At 56.2% G+C, this 575-nt stretch carries 1 pseudogene; it reads right to left on the bottom strand.

Annotated elements, in window-relative coordinates:
• A pseudogene (locus SMC1_RS10700) lies at nucleotides 1-551 on the bottom strand (NDP-sugar synthase); the annotation flags it as partial.
• Nucleotides 552-575: the final 24 nt, after the last annotated feature.

Genomic DNA, 575 nt, shown 5'->3' with positions numbered 1-575 from the left:
CCAAGGAACGTACCATAGGCACAGCCCAGCTTGGCACACATCTCCGGAGTGACTTCGACGTTGTTGACACCGACGATGCCATAAGAGCCAAACAGGGCTCTTGACCAGGCCTTGCCCCAAACGACGTTGCTCGTGACGGTAGAGCCTGGTTCGACAGTCTTGCCCGGCCAGATCTCGACCTGGGACTTGAGGACAGATCCTTGACCGATGATGCAATCGTCAGCCACGGTATTGTCACCCTCGAGAAGGACGTCCTTGCCGATGTGGACGTTTTTGCAGACGATAGAGTTAAAGATACGGGCTCCCGACTCCACGACGACGCCGTCCCACAGGACTGAGTTATCGATGTTTGCTCCACTCTGGATAACTGCATGGTCGCCAATGAAGGAACTGCGTACGCGTGCTTCGCCGATAGTCGTGTCTTTGCCGATAAGGACTGAGCCGTCAAACCCCTTGAAGCTCGAGATCTGGCTTCCTTCGCCGACCCAGACATCATTGCCGATGCCGCCGCTGCGTTCGCCCTGGGTCTCAAGGTCGACCTTTCCTTTCAACACGTCTCCATGCGCGTGTTTGTA

This window comes from Candidatus Cryosericum septentrionale (genome assembly GCF_003570995.1).
In the GTDB taxonomy this organism is placed as follows: Bacteria; Caldisericota; Caldisericia; order Cryosericales; family Cryosericaceae; genus Cryosericum; species Cryosericum septentrionale.
The sequence above is the reverse complement of the archived record's forward strand: the minus strand, read 5'-3'. Positions and strand labels throughout refer to the sequence as shown.